Below are 18,207 nucleotides of genomic sequence, written 5' to 3' on the forward strand. Positions count from 1 at the left end.
ACGAGAAATCGTTGCCTGTATACGACAAACTCTCGGCGGAAAGATCGTCATATTCGCCCTCGTTTCGGGCACCCTCCTTACGGGTAAGAACTCAACGCCAAGGGAGGGATATCCCGCATGATGAAGAGACTGATGGGCTACGCGGGATGGCTCGCGCTCATGCTGGCCGCGCTTGTGATGCCGATGTCGCGCGTGGCTGTAGTTCACGCGAGCGACCGCGGGGAGATTGAGTTTCGCGTCGGATCGTCCAATTCGACGACGGTTGCGGGGGCGAGGGTCATTGTCATCAACCACGAAGGCAAGGTCGTGTCGACAGGGCTCACCGACACGCAAGGCCTGTTCATTGCCCACGTGCCCATGTACAAGGCCAAGTGGAACGAGCGCTACGACGCGAAGGGGGTCGTCAACGCCATCGTGGTAGCGGACGGGTACAACGAGCAGGCCGTGTTCGTCATTCCCATCACGGAACACACGATTCAGCCGGTGATCCTGCAGCCGATTCGGCCGAACGCGCGCAACGCGCCAAGTGTCTCCTTGGGCAACTTCAGTTCCTACGATCTCGCAGGCTACATCGATCGGTATGCGTCCGAGCTCCACCTGAAGCGCCAGGGGCCGATTCCGGGCGAACCGAGCTACTCGCCCTGGAGCGCGCAACAAGCATCGACATCTTCGAGGTGATGGCGGATGAGCGGGTTTCGACGCTTCGCCTTTGCGCTGGCAGGGGCCGCGCTCGTCGCCGGATGGTCCATCGCACCGCCCGTGCACGCGCAAACCATCTTCAACACGCCGTATCCCACGGTCATCCGTGTGGCCATCCGGGCCTACAACAATCCCACCGCGCCCATCTTGTACGTGCAGACGCTGGGATTTGAGGAGTACTGCGAAGATGTGCTTCCCAACGAGTGGGTTCCCAGTTGGAACGAAGAGGCGCTCAAGGCTGGCGCGATTGCGGTCAAGATGTTCGCCTGGTACTGGACGCTCCATCCACGGACCGAAAACGGATGGACGTACGACGTGGACAACACAACCAACTACCAGACGTTTAAATACCTGAGTGGCCAGTACAAGACGGACCTAGCCATCCAGCAGACGTGGAACATGGTCTTCGTGCCCCCAGACGGCTCCATCAAGCCGCTGGAGTATCGGCAGGGCTCCGCGCACCGCCCGGGCTACGCGTACATCGGGACGTACATCATGTCGCAATGGGGTACCGAGTACTGGGCGAAAGTGGCCAAGCTCCCCTTCACCCAGATCCTGAGCCTTTTCTACCCCGGATATCAACTGCGATGGGTGTGAGGCGCGGGAGCCGACCGCATCCACATGCTACGAACGCGCGCGAGCGCTCGCGAGAATAGCCTTCACATTGCCGAGGCAGCAGGCGCCTTGCGGATTACGGAGATCACAGGCGCATCGGCGCTCGCGCACCTGTTCTTCGATATCCTCGTCTGGACGAACGCCGCGATGGACCGCCGCGATGAGCGACTCGCGCGTCCAATCGAAGCAATAGCACACGGGCGCGTCCGCTGACGCGTCCTTTTGAAACACGCGTTGCCTGACATCCGCGACACGAAAGACCTGATCCGATGCGAAATACACGACATTGCAGCCAGGGGATGCGCAAAAGTGAAAATCGTCATCCGGCCGGAGTCGGCGGAGCGCAGCGCCCGTGAGCATCGCCTTGACGGTGCGAAGCGCGACCCGGCGTGCCGGTTCATGACACGCGGGACAAAGCATGACTGCCATTGGCGAACCTCCTCAGCCCGTCGTGGACGCGTTGCGGACGAAGATGTCCGCCACGTTATCCGAATAGACGAGGGTCCAGTTCGGGTTGTTCTCCAGATACGTCGTCAGGCTGTATCCGGGCGGAAGTAGGGCGGACTGAAAATGATACTGTTGCAGCAGCGCGGGCGCGTCGGGCGCCAGATTCTGCAGATCCATGTAGTTCGCAAACACGCCAGATCGCAGATAGATGTCCGTGCGCCCGTCCACGAACGTGGGCACGCCCCGGTAGATGAGATACCCCCCAAAGTCGTATGCGTTCAGCAGCGGCCCCGGGATGTGGTGAGACTTCAGATAGTCCACGGCCGCAACCGGATATGCGTTCGGGTTCATGTGCAAGGAAACCGGCCCCTCAATGCTTGGCATGCGCAGCGCGAAATCGGCGATCTCGCCGATCATGGCCGCCACCCAGACGAAGCGAAGCAGGCGCTTGGGGCGCAGGAGCACGCGCAGCCAGTCGAAGCTGAGGAACGCAATGAGCGGTGCAGCGGCAATCGCGAGGTACGGCATGAACCTCTGATATACGAGCGTCAGTGCGAAACAGGCGAAGAAATAGAGCACGTATTTCCACGGCAACTTGCGAGTGCGTGCGATGGCGACGAGCACAATCAGCATCAGGAACGGAATGACGCCGTATTTGTAGTACTGGCTATGAAAGTTGGGTGAGTGCCATTCGTTGATGGAATTCACCATGAGGGCATTGTTGGAGAGCAGCGCATAGGTGAACTCGTGAATGCCGTTGGGATTCAAGAGCCCGACGCCCACGCATGCGGCAGCAATGGCGACAAGGAGACCCCGGGTCCGCATCGGCAGCGGTTGCCCCTGAAACCGCCCGACGGTCGGCAGAAAGGAGACCAGCACTTCAAACAGGATCATCGCAATGCCAATCGACACGCTGGCGTGCGCGTTGGCCCAGATGAGCGTCAGCGGGATGAGCAGAAACGCGTAACCCACGCGCCCCCTCCGCACGCGCTCGAGGATGAGAAGGAACAGAGCAAACATCGTGTACGAAACGAGCTGCGGGCGCACGACCCAAAACGGCATGCCCGCCGCAACGGCGAGCGCCGCGCCGATGGCGGAGAAGACGGCGTTGCCACGTGAGAGGTGAAGACACAACCGGTAGACGAACCATACCGTAAGCGTCTGAAGCCCTACCAGGATGCCGTACACACCAGGAAACCCGAAGTGCTGTGCGCACCACGCGAGCGCGACTTCAAACAGCCACTCCTGCGTCACCCAAGGTTGTCCGCGCATGGACCATGAAAAGGGATCGTGCGTCGGCACGTGATGATGAGCGAGGATCCAAGCGCCCGTGGCGAGATGCCACGGCGTGTCGGGATCGGAGAGGGGGGCCGAAGCCGAATAGGCAAAATAGAGCAGCCAGCCAAGCAGGATGACCGCGTCCAGTCGAAGCCACGATGCGACACGAGCCAAACGTCCTCACGCCTTCCGCATACGGAGATCAAGATACATGACGGCGAGCGCCACAAAACCAAAGGGAACCACGATGAGCGAGGCCACTACGGCGACGACGACGTCGAGGCCGGGAATGACTGCAAAGATGCTGCCCACAAGCAAGAGAAATCCATCTGCGGCCGACAGGATGAAGGAAAGCGCAAAAAAGAAGCCGACGAGCCGCGCCACTTCGCCCTTGGTGAGTTCGAACGACCGACGCAGCGCCGCGCCGTATCCGCGCTCCTCTTCGGCAATGACATAGGGGACAAACGCTGCCCTGACCCAATACCAAACGGAGCCCACAAAGGCCGCCAAGAGCCCGATGACCCCCACCGTGACGCCGAGCACCTGCGAAGCACTCGCCGCGACGCCTGCGCACAGGCCAACCACCCACGATGCGACGAGGGCCGCGACGCCATACAACGCGTAGACCAAGAGTAAGGTCACAAACGACATCGGCCACTTGCGAAATGCGTCATTCCCCGCCTCTTGCACCGGCACATCGAATCCGTGCGCCACCATGCCGACCGTGACGCGGCTCGTCGCGATGGCCATGAGCGGCAGCACCACGAGCGAGTACAACAAGATGACAAACGGCATCCAGGTCGTGTACGCCGGCGGAATGGCCGCGATAGCTGCGCTCACCGAATGCGCCTGCTGGACCTTCGCCATCCAATTCGCAGGCACCGCGCCGAAAAATCTCAACTGCACGTACGCGTTGATGATATCAAACGGAAGAAGAAACACGAGCGAGATGCCCATCAGCGAGCGAAACCGCTGGCGATAGACGGACAGCGAGATGCGGAAGATATCTCCTAGCGTGAACTGCATTCTGGGCGTCACCGCGATTCCTCCCGCCGGAAGGTTGCACGTTCCTTGCCAAAACGTCCTTAACATCATAGCACAGCGGCGGGCGCGCGTCTGCGCCCACCGCGGGTTCGGCCGCGGTTCGTCACGAAAATAGCCGCGATTCGACGCCACTCTCCGCATGAAGCCGCGCGTACAATCCCCCGAGTCGCACCAACTCGTCGTGGCGCCCGCGCTCGACGATCCGGCCTCGATCGAGCACCAGGATCTGATCCGCATGGCGAATGGTCGCGAGCCGATGGGCGATGACCAGCGTGGTACGCCCTTGGCTCGCCGCCCGGAGCCCCTGCTGCACCCACTGCTCCGTCTGGCTGTCGAGGTTCGCGGTAGCCTCGTCGAGGATGAGCACGCGCGGATTGAGCGCGACAATCCGGGCAAACGCGATGAGCTGCCGCTCGCCCATCGAAAGATTGGCGCCTCGACCGTAGATGAAGGTATCGTAGCCATCCGGCAATTTCGCGATGACGCGATCCGCCCCCACCGCGCGCGCGGCCTCCTCCACGCGCGCATCCGAGATGTCCGAGCGGAACATGCGAATGTTGTCGCGAATGGTGCCCGTGAACAGATGGACCTCCTGCTGCACGATCCCGACGAACCGGTGCAGCGCGTCCTGCGCAAGCCATCGCAGGGGCACTCCGTCCAACAGCACTTCGCCTTCGTCGGGATCGTAGAAACGAAGCAGCAGGCTCATCAGTGAACTCTTCCCTGCCCCCGTCGGTCCGACAATTCCGACGAACGATCCGGGCTCTGCCGTGAACGAAATGTCCCGCAGGACCGGATGGCGCGGGTCGTAACCGAACGTGACGTGGCGAAACTCCACGCGGCCGCGCGCATTGGGCGGCAGCGAGACGGGGCACTCGGGATCGAGCACCTCCGGCTCGATTTCGAGGATCTGGCCAATCCGCTCGGCGGCCACCATGGCCGACTGAAGGGTGTTCCACTGCTGGGTCATGGCGTTGATGGGCTGAAAGAACTGCTGGATGTATCGGATGAACGCGTACAACGTGCCGAACGGGATGGCACCGCCGAGCACCGCGGTTCCCCCGATGTAGACCACAGCCGCCACGGACAGGTTGCCGAGCATCTCAAAGGTCCGGTTGAACCAGACCGATGTGAAGTACTCCCGGATGTTGGCGTCCCGATGTTGCCCGGCGAGATGGCGAAACTTCTCCGCCTGGCGCGCCTCCTGACGGAAGAGCTGCGTGATCCGCATGCCGGCGAGGTTCTCGGCGAGAAACGCTACCATGCTCGCGAGCAGCGTGCGCGTGCGCTGGTAGCGGCGGCGCAGCGCGCCACGGAATCCTGCGGCAACAGCGAAGATGATGGGCACGAGCACCAGCGAAAACAGGCCCATGCGCAGGTCCAGGCGAAACATGGCGATGAGGATCATGATGATGGACAGGCCGTCTCGAATCATGCTCAAAAAGAAGTTGGTGAAGAACTGGTTCACCGTCTCGGTGTCGTTCGACACGTTCGCGACGAGCGCGCCGACGGCGCGGTTGTCGAAGAAGCGCATGGACTGGCGCTCAATGTGCTGAAAGAGCCCGACCCGGATGCTCCGGATGACGCTCTGCCCTGCCCTCTGCAGCAGCGTAATCTGCAGGTAGTTCGCCGCAACGCCCGCGACCACCACGCCGATGTACAGCGCCGCGATGTCGAGAAGCCCGCGCGCATTCGGATGGTGGCTCGAGATATCCTGGTCGATGGCGATTTTCACGAGATACGGCTGCATTACGTTCGATGCGTTGAAGACGATGACCAGCGCAATGACGGCGACAAATTGCCAAGCATACGGCCGCGCAAAGGGTAAGAGCCGCACAAGGGACTTCAAGCCGGGCGAAGACGGGCGCTCCTGCTTCACGAGACCTCCTCCTCCCGTGCCTGGAGCCGATACATCTCCGCGTAGATCCCACCTTTCCGGACGAGATCGTCGTGCGTCCCCTGCTCGGCGATCCGCCCTTCTCCCATGACGATGATCCAGTCTGCATCGCGCACCGCGGACAGCCTGTGCGCAATGACGAACACTGTGCGCTTGCGCCGCATGGCCCGGAACGAGGCGAGAATCCTTTTCTCCGTCTCCATATCCACCGCGGACAGGCTGTCATCCAGGATGAGGATGGGCGCGTCCTTCAGCCACGCGCGCGCGATGGCCGTCCGCTGCCGCTGTCCGCCCGAAAGCGTCACGCCGCGCTCGCCGATGAGGGTGTCATATCCGTCGGGGAAGCGGGCCACATCGTCCTCGAGACAAGCCGCCCGAGCCGCGGCCACGACGTCTTCGTCCGTCGCATCCGGGCGCCCGAAGGCGATGTTCTCCCGAAGCGTCGTCGAGAACAAAAACCCGTCCTGCGGCACAAAGGCGATGGACTTCCGCAGTTGTTCAAGCGACAGGTCCCGGACATCGACGCCGTCAATCCGGATGGCTCCCGGAGGCGGATCGTAGATCCTAGGCAAGAGGCTGACGAGGGTTGTCTTTCCAGATCCTGTGCGCCCCACAATGCCAAGTGTCTGCCCGGGACGTACGCTGAGATGAATATCTCGGAGCACAGGGCGCTTTCCATCGGGATACGTGAAGGCATCGAGGTGGATATCCACTGCGCCTTCGATCTTGTCGACGCGTACGGGATGCGGCGCGTCGGTCACCAAAGGCCGCTCTTGAAGCAGAAGATCGAGCCTCGCCATGGATGCAGACGCGCGCTGATACGAATTGATGACCTGGCCAATCTGCTGAAGCGGCACCACAAGCTGCCCCAAGTAGAGCGTGAAGGCGACGAACGAGCCGATGGGGATCTCATGTCGAATGGTGAGCCATCCGCCGTACAGGAGCGCGATGCCGAACGCCACTGAGCTCGCGGTGGGAATAATGGACTGGAACGCGGCCTGCTTGCGAACCAGGGACATCTGTTCGGATACGATGTGATCGACGCGATCCGCAAATCGCGCGACCTCGATGGGCTCGTTGGCCGTCGCCTTCACCAGCCGGATGGCGGTGAAGCTCTCCTCCGCCAACTCGGACATGGAAGACAGGGCCTCCTGCACCTGGCGCGACGACGCGCGCACCTTGGGGCCAATCCATACGACGAAAAAAGGGATACACAAAAGCGGGATCATGCTGAGCACGGTGAGTTTCCAGTTGACCGTGGTGAAGGTCATCACGAGCGTCGCGATGAGAAGAAACACGGCATTGGTGAGAATGTTGAGGCCGCCAGAGAGAGCCTCGCGGACCTGCTGCACGTCGTTCATGGCGTGACTCAACAAATCCCCAATGCTTCGGCGGCGGAAGTAGTCGACGTCCATCTTCTCCCAGTGCGCAAACAGCTTCGTTCGCAGCAAGTACTCGAATCCACGGGCCGCGCGGCCGTTCTGCGACTGGCCGATGCCGTAGAAAAGCACGTACAGCGTACCGACTGCCATGAGGAGGAGCGCGTACATGAAAACGCCTCGGCCGCTCAACCGATGCGAGCTCAATGCGTCGGTGAAGCGGCCGAGCAGGTTGGGGAATTGAACGAAAATCCATTCAGAGATGAGAATGGCAAGCGTTGATCCGACATAGCCGAAGCGATGCTCCCACAGGTACGACTTCAGCAGCGATTGCGGGCGTATAGGACCTCACCTTCCTCCACTTCGGTCGTCAGCCCTATTACGATACCGCACTCATTCGTGCCCAGCAAGAGAAGGATGCCGCCTCTTGACAGGCGCGAAAACGACCATTCAAACGCCCATTGGCCATTACGGCCATCCGTCATCGAGCGATCTCGCCGAGCAGAAAGTACCCTATCACGCACGCCGCCACGGGGATGAGCGCCGTCTTCAGCTTGTAGTTGGCGTAGTCCATGACGGGAACCTTCATCACGGTGGCCATCGCCACCGTGTTGTCACTCAACGGTGAGACAAAGCCGCCGAACGTGCCGCTCGCGAACACGGCCCCTGCCGCAATGGCGAGGCTCCCCGCGCCGCCCTGGGCAAGCGAGAACGCGAGCGGCATCAGGATGGCCCAGGTGCCGAAAGAGCTGCCTAGAACGTAGGAGATGAGGCAGCCAACGATGAAGAGCGCCGGAATGATGAGCGATCTCGGCACGTATTGGACAATCTCCCGCTGACAGAACTGCGCAAAGCCGAGATCGGCCGCAACCGCAGAAACCGCCCAGATGAGCGCCAGAAGGACGATGACGGGCATCATTTCGTTGCCGCCTTGCAAAAAGCCTACCATGATGCGATGGAGCGGCGTGCCTCGGACAGCGTACAGCACGGCCATCGCAACGACCGTGAGCACCAGCGCCTCCAGCATCGCCTTCGCCGCGTTGGACTGCACGAAGGCTTGGACAAGCGTCCGCCCGGGCGCGTACCCAGAGAGGACGGTGAACGCAAGTGTGCTGGCCAAGAGGAGCGCCAGCGGGAAGACGAGGTTCATGACGGAGGGATGCGCGCGCTTCGCGAGCGCCTCGACGGGATCGGGCACCTCCTCCTCGGCAGCCTCCCGGCGGCGCATACCGCGCTGTACCGCAGCATCCTGCGGAAAGGCCATAGCCCCTGCTTCGAGCCCGAAGACTCCTCGGTGCTCGTGCGCGAGGCGCGGAAACGGGCTGACTTCGCCGCCATCTGGCATAGCGCCAGTCATTCGGGTCGACGTCCGCACCTGCGTCGAGAAGCGGAAAAACGTCAGGAACGCCCCCATCAAGAGCATCGCCCAGGCAAAGAAGTTGTACGGAATAGTCGCGAGAAACAGCGCGTACGGAGACGCTGCCGCGGTGTGGTGCGCGGACGTGTGCATGAGTCCGACCATATAAGCCACGAAAGCGGTCCCGATGGGGACCACGGCGCAAAGCGGCGTCGCCGTGACGTCGATGGTGAACGCAACTTGTTCCTTTGCGATGCGGAAACGTTCGAAGACGCGGCTCACAATGGGTGCCACCGTCAGGATGCGGAAGTCGGGCGCCATGCAGGTGAAGAGGCTCGACAACCAGGTGAATACAAAGGCCCCACGAGGCGAGTGAATCCGCGCCTCCATCCAGCGGCTGAATCCCTTGACGCCGCCCGAGACGCGCAAAAGGCCCACAAAGGAGCCGAACAGGTAGAGAAAGAGAATGAGACTCATGTTGCCAGAGAGTCCAAGCTCTCGGCCAATGTAAGCGATGGCGGACTCAAGGCCGGCTAGCGGGCGGGGGTGTTCGATATAGCAACCGACGAACAGCCCAAGCGCGAGTCCCAAAATCACCTGTTTCGTCAGAAGCGCCACGGGGATAATGACGATGAACGGCACGATGGATGCGAATGATCCGTGCATGCGGAACCTCCTCCCTGCATCCTTTGTACAGTGTCCTCCAAACCGCGTTAGACATACCTCAGGGAGGGGGGAAACGGTGTGCTCGGCGTGATGGATCTCGACCTCATGGAGGTTTGCAGTGTGCTCTCGTCCATCGGTACGCTCGCCATCGCGCTCACGTCGTGGTACCAGATTCGGCGCGATACGCAGATTGGCTACGTGCCGATGGTCGTGATCGACGATTTTCAACGGCTGGACGGCGAATTGGTGGCCGAACTGCGAAACTACGGCACGGGTCCGGCGTTGGATGTGAAGCTATGGGGAATGAGAGGGGAAGAGCGCGTGCCGATTGCGCCTGTGGTGGAGGGACGCCGCATGTCAGGGCTGCACCTCGCACCGGCGGAGGCCAAACGCGTGCATCTCGCTGCAGACTGGCGTTCTCGACACTGGGGAGATGAGAAAGCGCCAGATGAGATTGTCCTCCGCTATCGGTCCGTCCGAGGACGGAAGTTTTCCGCGCGGTCCCAAATTCCGCCGGAGCTTCGGACGCAAGCAAACCCAAGCAAGCTCGGGCAAGCCGGAAGCGGCTTGCCCGAGTGAGAGGCTTCACTTGCTGGAGGACATCCAGATGTAGTTGAGGAGCGAATACCCGGTTGTCGGGTTGAGCACCTGCGTCGTGGCATTGTGCACGTTGGGCGCGATGACCGTGATACCAGCCGGGACATTCTGCCACAAGACGGGCAACTGCTTTGCGATGTAGTCCTCGTACGCGAAGAAGTTCTTCATGTTCTCGGCCTGCGAGGAGACCGGCTCGGTGGTCTTTGCAATCAGCTTGTCGGCCGTCGGATCGTTATAACCGAAGTTGTCCAGGCCGCCAGGCTCGAACAACTGCTCGCCGGATGGATAGGATCCGCCGTACGTGATGCCCGTACCGGCTGCCGCAGCCCACTTGCCGGGGTTCTTAGTGTCGCTCATGATCCCAATTTCCTGGTTAAACGGCATCTGCTGCAGCGTCACGTCGACGCCAATTTGCTTCCAGTCCTGCTGCACAAGTTCCGCCTCTTGCAGCGTCGACTCGGAACCAGAAGAAACCAGCATGGTGAACTGGAGCTTCTGACCGTCCTTCGTCATGACGCCATTCTCCATCTTCCACCCGTCCGATTCAAGCAGCTGCTTGGCCTTCGCCGGGTTGTAAGCGAAGAGATTATTGAGAGACGGATCGTAGTACACCGTCTTCGGCTGCGCAGGAATTGGCCCATAGAGGGGCGGCGCGAATCCGTGATAAATGTCCTGGTTGATTTCATTCTGGTTCATCGCGTATTCTAAGGCTTCACGAACCTTGAGATCGTTAAACGCGCTGTAGAGGGGCGACCCCTTCTGCAAGTTCAACTCGATAAAATCGTAGCCGAAATTGTAGGCAGGAACAATCTTATAACCCATCTTGATGAGACTGTTTCGAGCATTCCACTGCGATGGATCGAGATAGCCGAGATTGACCGAGCCGCTGCGAAGCGCTGCGAATTCAGAATCAGCCGAGCCCTCGTATTGGAAGACCAGCTTATTCAGCGTGCTCTTGTGGCCAGCGAACGTGGGGTTAGGAACAAGCACCCACGCCTGGCTCTGCTTCGCACTCACGAGCTTGAAGGGCCCATCCACCACGGTGAAGAAGCTCGGATTGGTGGCCTCTTTGCCAAGGTAGGCAATCTCCTGCGCCATGTTGTTGGGGTACTTGTTCCATGCATGCTCGGGCAAAGCCGTAAGCTGACCGATGCCGTTGTAGATGAACCACTGCTGGTTCACGGGCTTCTTAAGCGTGATCTGCACCGTGTAGTTGTCGAGTGCTACCACACTCTTAACGTTGCTTGGCACGTCGCCCGAACCTGCATTGTAGTTCGGCCAGGGTGGCACGTTTGACTCGTCGGTTGCTTTGATCAGGTTGTAATCCCAGACCACGTCTTGCGCGGTCACAGGCTTTCCATCAGACCACACCCAGTTCTTCTTTAGATGAATGGTATACACGGTACCGGTGGCGTTGTAGTCGATGCTGCTCGCGAAGCTATCATTCCAGTCGATCGCATAGTTACTGCCAATATAGAGGACACCGGGATAGAGTAAAATTTGCAGCGCCGCGTTGTAAATGCTCGCGTTGGCGGAATTCGTTAGAGGTAGATACCAGTTGATGTTCGTCGACGGGGCCAGCGCGACGACCAGAGTCCCCCCCTTCTGGACCGGCTGGACCGACGCCGCAGACGGTGTAGGAGTTGATACGGGTTTTGATGATGGAACCGCATTCGTCCCACAACCTGCGATGAGCCCAGCCGACAGGACCACCGATGCGGCGGTCACGCCTCCTGCTTGCCTGACTCGTTTTTTCATTACATGTGAACCCCCTTCTGTTTCGTCCGTCGCGAGGGAACCTGTTTGAAGTTCCTCGGCACGAACCCTTTGAATTGGCAGACTTCTTTTATGAGTCTTAGCATACGAGTCTGGCGGCTGTGTGTAAAGCGCATTCCAAACAAGCAGTCCGATTACCTGAGGCGACATTTTACCCGTCAGATCAAGGCTTCACATCTGTTTTCTATCAATCACGCATGTCTAATTAAAAAAATTCTTAATCGATGGAAGGATGGGAGACTTTAGGTCCGAACCGCCAGAATCTTGCGCAAGGCTGTGTCAGAGGATTGTCCAAAGCCAAAACAACGGTGGGTCCGCTCGACTTCGTCGAGCAGACCCACATACGGTTTCTCTCACGACATCGATTCGAGGCTAATCCGCGGATCAACCAAGCTGTACAGGATGTCCGCCAGCAGGTTGCCGATAATGGTCAGCGCACCGAGGAACATCGTCACGCCCAGCAAAACAGGATAATCCAGTGTTCCTACGGCATTCCAATAAAGGAGGCCCATGCCTGGATAGTTAAAGATCTCTTCGATGAACAGGGCGCCTGCGAAAAGCGCCGGGAACGACAGGCCAAAAAGCGTAATTTGCGGCAGAATCGAATTCCTGAGCACGTGACGCCACAGCACCTGCGACTCACGCAAGCCTTTCGCTCGCGCCGTGCGGACGTAGTCCATGAGCAGCGTTTCGCGCACGGATGAGCGCATGTAGCGCGAGTAACCAGCCAGCGTGACCAGTGTCAAGGTCGCGGCGGGCAGGATCAGGTGATGCAGCCAATCCCAGAAGCCCGGATTCGGATCCTGCGGGTTCACCACGCCGCCGGACGGAAACCAGTGCAACTGGATGGAGAAGAACATCACCATCAGAATGCCCAACCAGAACGACGGCATCGAGTAGAAGAAGTAGTTCAGCACGGTGATAATGTGATCGGCGATGGTGTTTTCGAAATACGCCTGCACCGTGCCGATGAGCATCGCGAACAACTGCGCGAAGATGGTCGCAATCAGGACGAGCGACAGCGTGTTCGGCAGCGCATGTGCGATGAGGTACGTCACCGGCTCCGTGTAGTTATACGAGTATCCGAGGTTGCCGTGGAGGATGTTCCACAACCAGATCAGATACTGCATGTAAAGCGGCTTGTTCAGGCCGAGCGACTGCGCCAGGGCCGCGGCCCGCTGCGGCGTGTAATGCTGGCCGAGCAGAATGCGGACCGGGTTCCCCGGGACAATATGGAGCAGGATGAACGTAATAATGGAAATTCCAATGAGCGACGGAATGGCCTGCAGGATGCGGCGCACAATGTAGCTCAGCATTCGGGCTCACCCCACTTCCGTGATCGACTTGCGCCATCAGTCAGTGCGCGTTTCCAGCGCATGGCGCAGGCCATCCCCGATGAAGTTCACGAACAGCTGCGAGCACAGAATCAGAATGCCTGGCGGATAGATGAGCCACCACGCGTTCTGGAAGATGTAATTCATCGCAGCTGATAGATCGGCACCCCAGTTCGGCGCCGGGGGCGGCAACCCGAGCCCCAGGAATGACAGACCTGCAATCGAGAGAATGGAGTCTGCGACTGCGAAGGTCGTGGTCACCAACACGGTTCCGATAAAGTTCGGAACCAGATACTTCGTCATGAGCCGCCACGTTCTGACGCCCGCCAAGAGAGCTGCCTCGACGTAAGTCTCGTTCTTGATCTTCAACACTTCGCCGCGGACGATACGGCTCACGCCGAGCCAGCTTGTCGCAGCGAGCACGAAGATCATGAGACCTACGTTCGGCTTGAACGTCGCGTTCAGGAACAGCAGGATGAAGATGCTCGGAATGGACAGCAAGATGTCCACGATACGCATGAGGATGATGTCCACCCATCCACCCGCGAGCGCGCTCACCATGCCGTAGAACGTTCCGAACGCCATTGCCACAAACGCCGACAAGAAGCCGACTTCGAGCGACGCCTGACCACCCACCATCATGCGCGCGAGCACGTCGTGACCCGCGTCGTCGGTGCCCAGCGGATGCTTGGCACTCGGCGGTTGGAGCAGTGCGGTGAAATCCCCCTGCGTCGGACTGACGTGGTAGAGCATCGGCCCCACGAAGCAAAAGGCAAACAGGAGCACCATGCCGATCACGCCAATCGAACTCAGCGGATACCGCCAGAACCGCTTCCAAGTGCGCCACTTGGTGGCCTGTACGCGCGGCTCGCCTGCGGAATTTGCCACTTGCGTCTCTGTGACCACGCCTTTCCCTCCCTTCTGCCGGGCGACTGGCGTTCCCAGCCGCCCCGTGTTGTACATCACTTGGACATCCAGATATAGTTAAATAGTGGATAACCGGTTGTCGGATTCAGGTACTGCTCGGTCGCGTTGTGCACGTTCGGCGCGACGGCAATGAGGCTCGCAACGCCGTTGGTCCAAAGGACGGGCACCTGCTTCGCGCAGTACTCCTCGTACGCGAAGAACGCCTTCAGCGAAGCCTGCTGCGATGGCGCCGGCGATGTCGTCGCAGCGATGAGCTTATCGAGCACGGGATCGTCATAGCCGAAGCCGTCAAGCCCGCCGGGCTCAAACAGCTGCTCACCGGACGGATACGATCCGCCATAGGTGATGCCGGTGCCTGCTGCAGCCGCCCACTTGCCGGGATTGGACGTGTCCTGAATGATCCCGAAGATCTCGGACAGCGGCATCGGCTTCAGCGAAATCTGCACGCCGATTTGCTTCCAATCCTGCTGAATGAGCTCCATCATCTGCGTTGTCGACTGCGTGCCACTCGGATAGATGACCTGGAACTTGAGCTGCAATCCGTTTTTGGTCATCACGCCGTTTTGCATCTTCCAGCCGTCCGACTCCAGCAACTGACGCGCTTTCGCCAGGTTGAACGGAAAGAGCGGCTTCGCGAGATTCGGATCGAAGAAGATGGTCTTCGGCGTCGTCGGGATCGGCCCGTACTGCGGCGGCGCAAAGCCGTGATAGATGTCCTTGTTGATAGCGTTCTGGTCAATCGCGTACTCGAGCGCCTGTCTCACCTTCACATCGCTGAACGCCGCGTACATGGGCGAACCCTTTTGCTGGTTGAGCTCGATGAAGTTGTACCCAAAGTTGTACGCCGGCATGATGGTGTAACCCGACGACGTGAGCGACTGACGCGATGCGTACTGCGAAAGGTCGAGATAACCCAGGTTCACCGCTCCGGTTTTGAGCGCCGCGAACTCCGCATCGTTGGTCGCTTCATACTGGAAAATCAGCTTGTCGAGCGTGCTCTTGTGCCCGCCGAACAACGGGTTGGGCACGAGCGTCCACGACTGACTGCTCTTTGCGCTCTGCAGCTTGAACGGCCCGTCGACCACCGTGAAGAACGCTGGGTTCGTCGCTTGTTTTGCCAGGTAGATGATCTCCTGCCGGATGTCGTTTGGGTACTTATTCCAAGCATGCTTCGGCAAAGCGGTCAGTTGCCCGATGCCGTTGTAGATGAACCACTGCTGGTTCACTGGCTTCTTCAGCGTGATCACGACCGTGTACGGATCCTTCGCCACGACGCTCTGGACGTTATCCGGCACGCCGCCTGCGCCCGCGTTGTAATTCGGCCACGGCGGAGGCGCGTCCTTCGCGTCGGTCGCCTTGATGAGCTCATAGTCCCAGACGACGTCATCCGCGGTCACTGGGTGGCCGTCCGACCACTTCCAGTTCTTCTTCAGCGAGATGGTATACACCGTGCCCGCCTGATTGTACGTGATGTTCTGGGCGAAACTGTTGGCGTAATCGATCTGGTACCGATGGTCGATATAGATCACGCCGGGATACAGTTGCGTATACAACTGGGCGTTGTACAGGCTCGCATTGCCCGCATTCGTAATGGGCAAGTACCAGGTGATGTTGGTCGCGGGCGGCAAGGCGTAAATCAAGGTGCCGCCCTTTTGCACGCCGGTTCCTCCAGTCCCTGCCGCGTTTTGCGGGCTCCCGCCGCCACAGCCTACGACAGCGCCGAGCGCCACCGTCGCTGCCAACCCGCCCGAGAGCAGCTGTGCTTTCCGTTTCATGTCACTTCCCCCTTCGACGAACCCTGTGACTAGGGTCTCGAAACCGAGAGAAGTTCATGCACACGCAAAACCTGCGCTCACCCGTGGAGGTGGCACGCGACCCAGTGGTCTGGATGCACCTGGACTGGCTTGGGCATCGTCTGACGACACACGTCCATCACCCGCGGACAGCGTGTGTGGAACGGGCATCCGGACGGCGGATTTGCCGGGCTCGGCACGTCGCCCTGCAAGATGATCCGCTCGCGCCGCTTCGTGCGCCTGGGCTCCGGCGCGGCCGAGAGAAGCGCCTGCGTGTACGGATGCAGCGGATCCTGATACAGCGAGTGCTTCGGGCCGATCTCGACCAGGTGTCCTAGGTACATCACGCCGACGCGATCGCTGATGTGCCGGACAACCGCCAAGTTGTGCGAGATGAACAAATACGACAGGTTGAACTGGTGTTTCAGGTCCATCAGCAGATTCAGGATCTGCGATTGGATGGACACGTCGAGAGCTGAGACGGCCTCGTCCGCGACGATAAGCTTCGGATTCAGCGCGAGTGCTCGCGCGATGCCGATGCGCTGCCGCTGACCGCCGGAAAACTCGTGCGGGTAGCGGTTGATGTCGCTCGCACGCAAGCCGACGGTCTGGAGCAGTTCTCCCGCCCGCTCAAACGCCTCGGACTTCGACAGCACCTTGTTCACGATGAGCGGCTCCGCGATGCTCTCGCCGACTGACATGCGCGGGTTCAACGAGGCATACGGATCCTGAAACACCATCTGCGATTTGCGCCGGCTGGCCCGGAGTTCCGCGCCCTTGGCGTGAGTGATGTCTTGTCCGTCCAGGATGATCTTTCCGGAGGTCGGCGTCGTTAGCCGCATGATCATGCGGCCCGTCGTCGATTTGCCGCAACCCGACTCGCCGACGATGCCGAGCGTCTCACCTGGCTTTACCTGAAACGAGACGCCGTCCACGGCGCGCACGTAGCCAACTGTCCGCTTCAGGATGCCGGACTTGATCGGAAAGTACTTCTTCAAATCCTGGACTTCGAGCACGTACTCGCTCATGCGCTCCCTCCTTTCCCTCACACGAGATCGCAGCGAACCAAGTGACCCGGGGCCACTTCGCGCAACTCAGGCATCTTCTCGAAGCAGGACGGCTTCGCGATGGGGCAACGCTCAGCGAATCGGCAGCCCTTCGGGAAGTTCGCCGCGCTCGGCACCGTGCCCGGGATGGAGTAGAGCACATCCTTGTCCTCTTCGAGCGACGGGATGGACTCCATCAGCGCTCGGGTGTAAGGGTGCTTGGGCTCCGAGAAGAGCGTGTCTGCGTCGACGGACTCGACCACCTGCCCAGCGTACATCACCACGACGTGATCGGCCATGTCGGCCACGACGCCGAGGTCGTGCGTGATGAGGATGATGGAGGTGTTCGTCTCGCGCCGCATCTTCTTCATGAGATCGAGCACCTGGGCCTGGATGGTCACGTCGAGCGCGGTGGTGGGCTCGTCCGCGATGAGCAGTTTCGGCTCGCAAATCATCGCCATGGCGATCATCACGCGCTGACGCATGCCGCCCGAGAGCTGATGCGGATACTCGCGCACAATCTGCTCGGCGCGCGGGACGCCCACGAACTTGAGCATCTCCACGGCGCGATCCAGCGCCTCTCGCTTCGGCACGCCGCGGTGGCGAACCAAAACTTCCGAAATTTGCGTGCCAATGCTCAGCACGGGGTTGAGCGCCGTCATCGGCTCCTGGAAGATCATTGCGATCTCGCTGCCGCGCAAATCCGCCATTTCGCGGTCGCTCAGCTGCAGGAGATCTCGGCCGTCAAACAGAATCTGACCGCCGACAATCTTCCCGTACGGCCGGGGCACGAGCCGCATGATGGACAGCGACGTCATGCTCTTGCCGCAGCCCGACTCGCCCACGATGCAGACGACCTGTCCCCGGTTGACGTCGATGTCGATCCCGTCGACCGCCTTCACGGTCGCCTGCTTGCTCACGAAGTACGTCTTCAAGTCGCGAATCGCGAGGAGCGGTTCGGCCACGTCTTGCCCCTCCCATCTGTCGAAGAATGTCGAATCGGTGTTCGATTTCGGAACCTGTATGACAACGTCACATGAGTGCATTCCAATCTCATCGCGCGTCCGAAATCGTCGGTACCCTGCACGCACCGTGCCTAGTATAGCGCAAATTGTATCGACGGCCATCCCCGGTGTAAAGGAGCGCGACAGGCACGTACCTCACGTTTTTCCATCGGGTTGCGACGAGAATCGCGAACTTTCGCTGCTTTCTCCGACTTTCGTAGGAAAGTAAGAATTCTCTTAGCCTCCGCGACACCTTTTCGCGCGGCGAATGCGGCAAGAAATCTTACGAAAGCGCAAACATTCGGACATCCCCCGATCCCGCCGCAGGGTTGCATTCCGCCATTCAAG

At 60.1% G+C, this 18,207-nt stretch carries 15 protein-coding genes; 3 read left to right on the forward strand and 12 right to left on the reverse strand.

Annotation, left to right across the window (positions count from 1 at the left end):
• Nucleotides 1-117: 117 nt before the first annotated feature.
• The gene (locus TC41_RS11615; RefSeq protein WP_014465254.1) at nucleotides 118-678 is read left to right on the forward strand and encodes a hypothetical protein; all 561 of its coding nucleotides are present in this window, start codon (nucleotides 118-120) and stop codon (nucleotides 676-678) included.
• Between the two features lie 6 nt (nucleotides 679-684).
• Complete coding sequence (locus tag TC41_RS11620; protein ID WP_014465255.1) at nucleotides 685-1,296, forward strand: SpoIID/LytB domain-containing protein; 612 nt, start codon at nucleotides 685-687, stop codon at nucleotides 1,294-1,296.
• Nucleotides 1,297-1,323: 27 nt separating this feature from the next.
• Here TC41_RS11620 and TC41_RS11625 read toward each other — a convergent pair whose 3' ends face one another.
• The 6 genes from TC41_RS11625 to TC41_RS11650 form a co-directional block, all read right to left on the reverse strand.
• A complete protein-coding gene (locus TC41_RS11625) occupies nucleotides 1,324-1,743 on the reverse strand; it encodes a putative iron-sulfur cluster-binding metallochaperone (RefSeq protein ID WP_049784372.1) in 420 nt (139 codons plus the stop codon).
• A gap of 12 nt (nucleotides 1,744-1,755) precedes the next feature.
• Nucleotides 1,756-3,213 (reverse strand): hypothetical protein, encoded by a 1,458-nt coding sequence (locus TC41_RS11630; protein ID WP_014465257.1) that lies wholly within the window; start codon nucleotides 3,211-3,213, stop codon nucleotides 1,756-1,758.
• A 6-nt stretch (nucleotides 3,214-3,219) separates the two neighbouring features.
• The gene (locus TC41_RS11635; RefSeq protein WP_041695405.1) at nucleotides 3,220-4,077 is read right to left on the reverse strand and encodes a hypothetical protein; all 858 of its coding nucleotides are present in this window, start codon (nucleotides 4,075-4,077) and stop codon (nucleotides 3,220-3,222) included.
• A gap of 109 nt (nucleotides 4,078-4,186) precedes the next feature.
• Nucleotides 4,187-5,962, reverse strand: coding sequence for an ABC transporter ATP-binding protein (locus tag TC41_RS11640; protein WP_041695406.1), 1,776 nt, complete (start codon nucleotides 5,960-5,962; stop codon nucleotides 4,187-4,189).
• A complete protein-coding gene (locus TC41_RS11645; protein ID WP_041695407.1) occupies nucleotides 5,959-7,701 on the reverse strand; it encodes an ABC transporter ATP-binding protein in 1,743 nt (580 codons plus the stop codon). The genes TC41_RS11640 and TC41_RS11645 overlap by 4 nt, the downstream gene beginning before the upstream one ends.
• 139 nt (nucleotides 7,702-7,840) lie before the next feature.
• A complete protein-coding gene (locus tag TC41_RS11650) occupies nucleotides 7,841-9,382 on the reverse strand; it encodes a Na+/H+ antiporter NhaC family protein (protein ID WP_014465261.1) in 1,542 nt (513 codons plus the stop codon).
• A gap of 78 nt (nucleotides 9,383-9,460) precedes the next feature.
• Between TC41_RS11650 and TC41_RS11655 the strand changes: the two genes are divergently transcribed.
• Entirely contained in the window at nucleotides 9,461-9,961 is a 501-nt protein-coding gene (locus TC41_RS11655; RefSeq protein ID WP_014465262.1) for a hypothetical protein, read from the forward strand.
• Nucleotides 9,962-9,967: 6 nt separating this feature from the next.
• Here TC41_RS11655 and TC41_RS11660 read toward each other — a convergent pair whose 3' ends face one another.
• From TC41_RS11660 to TC41_RS11685, 6 genes are all read right to left on the reverse strand, one after another.
• Nucleotides 9,968-11,737 (reverse strand): peptide ABC transporter substrate-binding protein, encoded by a 1,770-nt coding sequence (locus TC41_RS11660; RefSeq protein ID WP_041695408.1) that lies wholly within the window; start codon nucleotides 11,735-11,737, stop codon nucleotides 9,968-9,970.
• Between the two features lie 371 nt (nucleotides 11,738-12,108).
• Complete coding sequence (locus TC41_RS11665; protein WP_014465264.1) at nucleotides 12,109-13,071, reverse strand: ABC transporter permease; 963 nt, start codon at nucleotides 13,069-13,071, stop codon at nucleotides 12,109-12,111.
• 36 nt (nucleotides 13,072-13,107) lie between these two features.
• Entirely contained in the window at nucleotides 13,108-13,995 is an 888-nt protein-coding gene (locus TC41_RS11670) for an ABC transporter permease (RefSeq protein WP_041695899.1), read from the reverse strand.
• A gap of 56 nt (nucleotides 13,996-14,051) precedes the next feature.
• Complete coding sequence (locus TC41_RS11675; RefSeq protein WP_014465266.1) at nucleotides 14,052-15,791, reverse strand: peptide ABC transporter substrate-binding protein; 1,740 nt, start codon at nucleotides 15,789-15,791, stop codon at nucleotides 14,052-14,054.
• Between the two features lie 77 nt (nucleotides 15,792-15,868).
• Nucleotides 15,869-16,837 (reverse strand): ABC transporter ATP-binding protein, encoded by a 969-nt coding sequence (locus TC41_RS11680; protein WP_014465267.1) that lies wholly within the window; start codon nucleotides 16,835-16,837, stop codon nucleotides 15,869-15,871.
• A gap of 17 nt (nucleotides 16,838-16,854) precedes the next feature.
• A complete protein-coding gene (locus TC41_RS11685; RefSeq protein ID WP_014465268.1) occupies nucleotides 16,855-17,820 on the reverse strand; it encodes an ABC transporter ATP-binding protein in 966 nt (321 codons plus the stop codon).
• Nucleotides 17,821-18,207 lie beyond the last annotated feature (387 nt).

Source organism: Alicyclobacillus acidocaldarius subsp. acidocaldarius Tc-4-1 (genome assembly GCF_000219875.1).
Classification (GTDB): domain Bacteria; phylum Bacillota; class Bacilli; order Alicyclobacillales; family Alicyclobacillaceae; genus Alicyclobacillus; species Alicyclobacillus acidocaldarius_A.